The following is a 5,429-nucleotide window of genomic DNA, read 5'->3' as shown; positions in this document are numbered from 1 at the left end:
CCCTGGGACAAGACGAACTGCTGTTCGTCCTCGAGCGACACTGGCGCTCCCTCGGCAAGACCCTCGACCCCGAAGACTTCACCGACGCCCAAGCCCTCGCGGCGATCGCTCGCGTCACCCGCGGCAACTTCCGCCTCGTCGACCGACTCTTCACCCAAATGGAACGCATCATGAAGATCAACGATCTCAACACCATCACCGACGACGTCGTCGAAGCCGCCCGCTCCACGCTGGTCATCGGCATCAGCTAAAGCCGCCACCCCAGCTGCAGATGACCGCCAATCGGAGCTAACAGTCACACACCACGCCTGCCACAACAAGAAACAGCGCACACCCACCCACCCCACGCGTCGTCGTCACCCAGCCCCGCCGTGTGGCGGCCCGTGCTGCAGCGTCCCGACTGGCCCAGCTCACCGGCACAAGGGTGGGGGAGTTGGCCGGCTTCACCGTCCGCGGTGAACGGGTGGTGAGCGCGCAGACAGCGGTGGAGTTCGTGACCCCGGGAATTCTGCTCAACCGCGTCCTCAGCAATCCCGAGCTGCCGGGGATCAACGCCGTGCTCCTGGATGAGGTCCATGAACGCAGCTTGGATTCTGATCTTCTGCTCGGCATGTTGGCGGAGGTCCGTCAATTGCGCCCGGACCTCAAACTTGTGGCCATGTCCGCCACCGTGGACACTCAGCGGTTTGCCAATCTGCTGCTCACGGATCATGGGGACCCCGCCCCTGTTCTCACGTCCCCCTCTGTGCTGCATCCTCTGGAGACACAGTGGATCCCCGCCTCAGCGCCTCGACTGAATGACCGCGGAGTCACTCGCGATTTCTTGGACCATGTGGCCCAGACCTGCGCACGCGCTCTGGATGGCGCCTCGGACGCCCTGGTGTTCGTTCCGGGTGCCCGGGAGGTGGCGCAGGTGGCGGCTCGATTGCGGGAGATGACCACCGGCGTCGACATTGTGGAATTACACGGACGGATCGGCCCCCGCGAGCAGGACCGGGCCGTCTCTGGGCGGGGCGCACGGGACCGGACCAGGGTGGTGGTCGCCACCTCCCTGGCCGAATCCTCTCTGACGGTCCCCGGCGTGCGGCTGGTGATTGACTCGGGACTTTCCCGCGAACCCCGCCGTGACACCGTGCGCGGCATGTCCGGGTTGGTCACGGTGGCCGCCTCCCGTGCCTCCGCGGACCAGAGGGCCGGACGCGCCGCACGGCTGGGTCCCGGCCGGGTGATCCGCTGTTACGACCAACGCACCTGGGCTGCCATGCCCGCCCACTCCACCCCGGAGATCGCCACCGCTGACCTGACGTCCGCAACCCTGATGTTGGCTGTGTGGGGCACCCCGCGCGGTGAGGGCCTGGCCTTGCCCGAACCTCCTCCCACCAACGCTGCGACCGAGGCGGAGACGGTTCTTCATCGTCTGGGTGCCCTTGACGACGCCGGCCGGGCCACCGATCTTGGGCGTCGCCTCTGCGCGGTCCCCACCGATCCCCGGTTGGCCCGTGGGTTGATGGAAGGTGCATCCCTGGTGGGTGTGGTCACTGCAGCTCAGGTGGTTGCGTTACTGGGTGCTGATGCCGCGCCGGCCGGCGGTGATCTTGCCCAGCACCTTCAGGACATGCGCTCGCGGTCCGTAGCCGACGCCGAGCGCCAGGGTCAGCGTCAGCGCCACGGCCACAGTCATGGAGCGTGGCAGCGGGAAGCAAACCGTTTGGAGCGCATGGCCCACAAACTCACGGCTACCGCGGACGGGGCCTCCCAGGTGGATCCGGACCGTGTCGGAGGCAAACCCACCTCTCCCGTGCCCTCCCATCTCCACGCAGGTGCGGTGATTGCCCTGGCCCGACCCGAATGGGTGGCCCACCGGCAGGGGGACAGCTACCTGTTCGCCGGTGGCACACGCGCAGGTCTGCCGCCCGGGTCCTCGCTCAACGGCCACGAATGGCTGGCCGTTGCCGATGTCACCCGGGCACAGGGGAGCGGCGCTCAAGGCACCGGTGCCGTGATTCGCGCGGCCGCACCTCAGGATCAGGACACCGCCCAGATGGTGGCCGCATCATTGCTGACCAACACCGTGGCGGCGGAGTTCACGGACGGTCGTGTCACGGCGCGTCGTCGTCATGCACTGGGCGCCATCACGCTGAACTCCACACCCGTCAAACCCACACACGAGCAGGCGGAGGCGGCGGTCCGGGCAGGCCTCACACGGGACGGGCTCGATACTCTGCACTGGTCAGAGACTGCCACCCAACTGCGGGCCCGCATGGCCACCGTTCACGCTCACCTGGGACCTCCCTGGCCTGCGGTGGACGACGACGCCCTCCTGAACACCTTGGATCTCTGGCTGGGTGCGGAGATGGACGAACTGGCGCGGGGGACGCGGGTGAAGGACCTGGATCTCACGAGTGCATTGCGCAGGCTGCTGCCGTGGCCCGATGCAGCGCGTTTTGACGAGCTGGCGCCCACCGCGCTGACAGTGCCCTCCGGGTCCGCCCCGCGCATCCGCTGGGATGCGGATCAGCCGGTGGTGCGGGTGAAACTCCAGGAATGTTTTGGCCTGGCTGAATCCCCGCGGGTTCTCAATGGCGCAGTGCCGGTGGTTTTCCACCTGCTCTTGCCTGCCGGACGCGAACTTGCCATCACGGCGGACCTGGCCTCCTTCTGGTCCGGTCCCTACGCCCAGGTCCGAGCTGAGATGCGCGGCCGGTACCCCAAACATCCCTGGCCGGAGGACCCCTGGGTAGCCCAGGCCACGGCACGCACCAAGACTCACGCACAGCGCACCTCAGCTGGGGAACACCCACCGCAACGGCGGACACGTCCATAAAAATCGTGACCATATTGTGGCCAGGATCACTACCGTCGGGTAGTGTCGAGGTCATCGTTCAGCAGTCCCAGCGCGTGAACCCCCATCAGACGGGTTCCCGCACCGGACCCACCCGCACACTCGCGGTGGTGGAGATCCCAAAGGACTCAGGCCGCCGCCGCGATCCATCATTCGCGGTGACCCACAGGTGCGGGGCAGATTGTTCTGTTGACCCGCAAACGCATCAGGGGCGGTGGCCGTTCTCTCCAGCCTGGTGTTGTGGCGCAGCCGCATGCAATCACGCATGTGAACAGCGCTGCATTCATCAGACGGAGCATCCCACGGGCTCATGGACTCGAGCCCCTCACCAAGAAGGAAACCGCAATGACCATCATCACCGAAACCGCTCACCCCGCCACCCAGGCCATGACTGCTCCGTCAGCACCTGCAGCGCCCATCATCGGCCCCGAATTGGCTCGCTCCTGGCTGCTGGTCAACGCCGGTCAGCCGGAACGCTTTGCACCAGCTGCAGCCAGTGCCGCCGACGTCGTGGTGTACGACATCGAAGATTCCGTGGCCCCGGCGGGCAAAGCTGCCGCCAGGAAAGCCGTGGTGGATTGGCTCTCCGGCCTGGATGAGAACGGTCACCGTCGCCGCGGCTGGGTTCGTGTCAACGGTTTCGGAACGCCCTGGTGGGCGGAGGATTTGGCTGCACTGGCCGGTGTTCCCGGGCTGGACGGCGTCATGCTGGCCATGGTGGAAAGCCCCGAGCACGTGACCCGAACCGCTGAGGCCTTGCAGGACGTCCGGATCGTGGCCCTGGTGGAAACGGCTCGTGGCGTGCAGGCACTGCCTGCCATCGCAGGTGCTCGGTCCACCTATCGGCTCGGATTTGGCGTGGGAGATTTTCGACGAGACACCGGATTCGGTGACAGTCCGCTGACGTTGGCCTACACGCGCTCGCAGTTCACCATTGCATCCCGTGCAGCCAACCTGCCCGGCCCCATCGACGGGCCTTCCGTGGGGGCACTGGGGGCCAAGCTGGCAGAAGCCGCAGCCGTGACGGCCGAGTTCGGCATGACCGGCAAGCTGTGTCTGATGCCGGAGCAGACCGCCACGGTCAATGAGGGTCTCTCGCCGTCACTGCAGGAGATGACCTGGGCCAGTGAGTTCCTCACGGAATTCGAGTCGGCAGGCGGTGAAATCCGCAACGGATCAGACCTGCCACGCCTGGCCCGGGCCAACAAGATCCTGGGGTTGGCCTCTGCTTTCGGACTCAGCGTGCCCCAGGGTTACGACGTCCACTTCGAGGCACCCACGGACACCTACCACTGCTGAATCACAACGAATCCAACACAAACCCACGGTGAACACCTGGAAAATATCGGCAACGGGCGGCAATTCCTTGCCGCCCGTTGCGTTGTTGTTGGAAGCTAGACCTCGTGGGGCACAGAAGTCCCACACCGTCGGTGAGACCCACTGCCGACGCCCCTGACCCGATCCGAAGGGACTCTGATGTCCGAGCCGAACGCCGCCGCAACCGCACCGTCCAGCTGGTCCACCGGAACCCGATCCGACCGCCGCTCCAAGATCGGCATTGTCGGCGCAGGTGCCGTTGGCTCCTCGCTGGCTTACTTCTGCCAGATCCGGGGCATCGCCCGTGAAATCGCCATTTTCGACGTCGCCGGGGACAAGGTTCGTGCAGAAGCCGCTGACCTCTCACACGGCGCCATGTTCTCCCCGTCCACTGTGGTGACCGGCTCTGATGACGTTTCCGTGCTGGCCGGTGCGGACATTGTGGTCATCACCGCTGGTGCCAAGCAGAAGCCTGGTCAGCCGCGTCTGGAACTGGCCGAAGCCAACGTGAACATCTTGCGCTCCCTGACGCCCAAGCTGCTGGAAGTGGCACCGGATGCCGTTTACGTGCTGGTCACCAACCCGTGTGACGTGCTGACCAGCGTGTTCCGTGAGCTCTCCGGGTTGCCCAAGGAACGGGTCATGTCCTCCGGCACCGTGTTGGACACCTCCCGCTTGCGCCTGCGCCTGGCTGAGGAAGCCGGTATTTCACCCAGCTCTGTGCACGCCATGATCGTGGGCGAACACGGAGACACGGAATTCCCGCTGTGGTCCATCGCCAACATCGGCACCGTGCCGCTGGTGGACTGGAAGAACGACGCCGGTCAACTGGCTTTCCCGGAAGACGTCCGGGAGAAGATCGCTGATGAAGTCATGCACGCCGCCTACACGGTGATCGCAGGCAAGGGCGCCACCAACTACGCGATCGGCATGGCCGGAGGCGCAATCTGCCAGGCCATCCTCTCCGATCAGCACGCCGTCATGCCGGTCTCCACCATCCTGGATGACTACCAGGGCATCAGCGGCGTGGCACTGTCCGTCCCGTCCGTGGTGGGTCGCGCCGGTGTGCTCCAGCAGCTGCCCGTGCCCATGTCTGACGGCGAGATCCAGCAGTTGCACGCCTCGGCGGAGGCCCTCAAGCAGTCCCTGGCCTCACTGGGGTTCTGATTGCCGAGCAACGGATTCTGATTGGCGAACATGCGGTTCTGATCCCTTGCGGAGCGCGTGAATCGTGACAACGACGGCGTGTGGCCCGGACCGATTGGTCCGG

At 65.8% G+C, this 5,429-nt stretch carries 2 protein-coding genes and 2 pseudogenes; all 4 read left to right on the top strand.

All coding sequences use genetic code 11. The features are described from left to right. A pseudogene (locus tag L979_RS01740) lies at nt 1-251 on the top strand (ATP-binding protein); the annotation flags it as partial. Between the two features lie 107 nt (nt 252-358). Continuing rightward, nucleotides 359-2,824, top strand: a pseudogene (hrpB, locus tag L979_RS01735) (ATP-dependent helicase HrpB); the annotation flags it as partial. Nucleotides 2,825-3,187: 363 nt separating this feature from the next. Beyond that, nucleotides 3,188-4,141, top strand: a complete 954-nt coding sequence (locus L979_RS01730; protein ID WP_052209333.1) for a CoA ester lyase — start codon at nt 3,188-3,190, stop codon at nt 4,139-4,141. Between the two features lie 177 nt (nt 4,142-4,318). Then, a complete protein-coding gene (locus L979_RS01725) occupies nt 4,319-5,326 on the top strand; it encodes an L-lactate dehydrogenase (protein ID WP_081993571.1) in 1,008 nt (335 codons plus the stop codon). Nucleotides 5,327-5,429: the final 103 nt, after the last annotated feature.

This window comes from Kocuria sp. ZOR0020 (assembly GCF_000800955.1).
Lineage (GTDB): Bacteria > Actinomycetota > Actinomycetes > Actinomycetales > Micrococcaceae > Kocuria > Kocuria subflava.
This window is presented reverse-complemented; position numbering and strand designations above follow the sequence as displayed.

Bases quoted from the DNA above. Each gene is read 5' to 3' on its own strand.
- L979_RS01725 (WP_081993571.1), top strand. From the start codon at position 4,319: ATGTCCGAGCCGAACGCCGCCGCAACCGCACCGTCCAGCTGGTCCACC.
- L979_RS01730 (WP_052209333.1), top strand. From the start codon at position 3,188: ATGACCATCATCACCGAAACCGCTCACCCCGCCACCCAGGCCATGACT.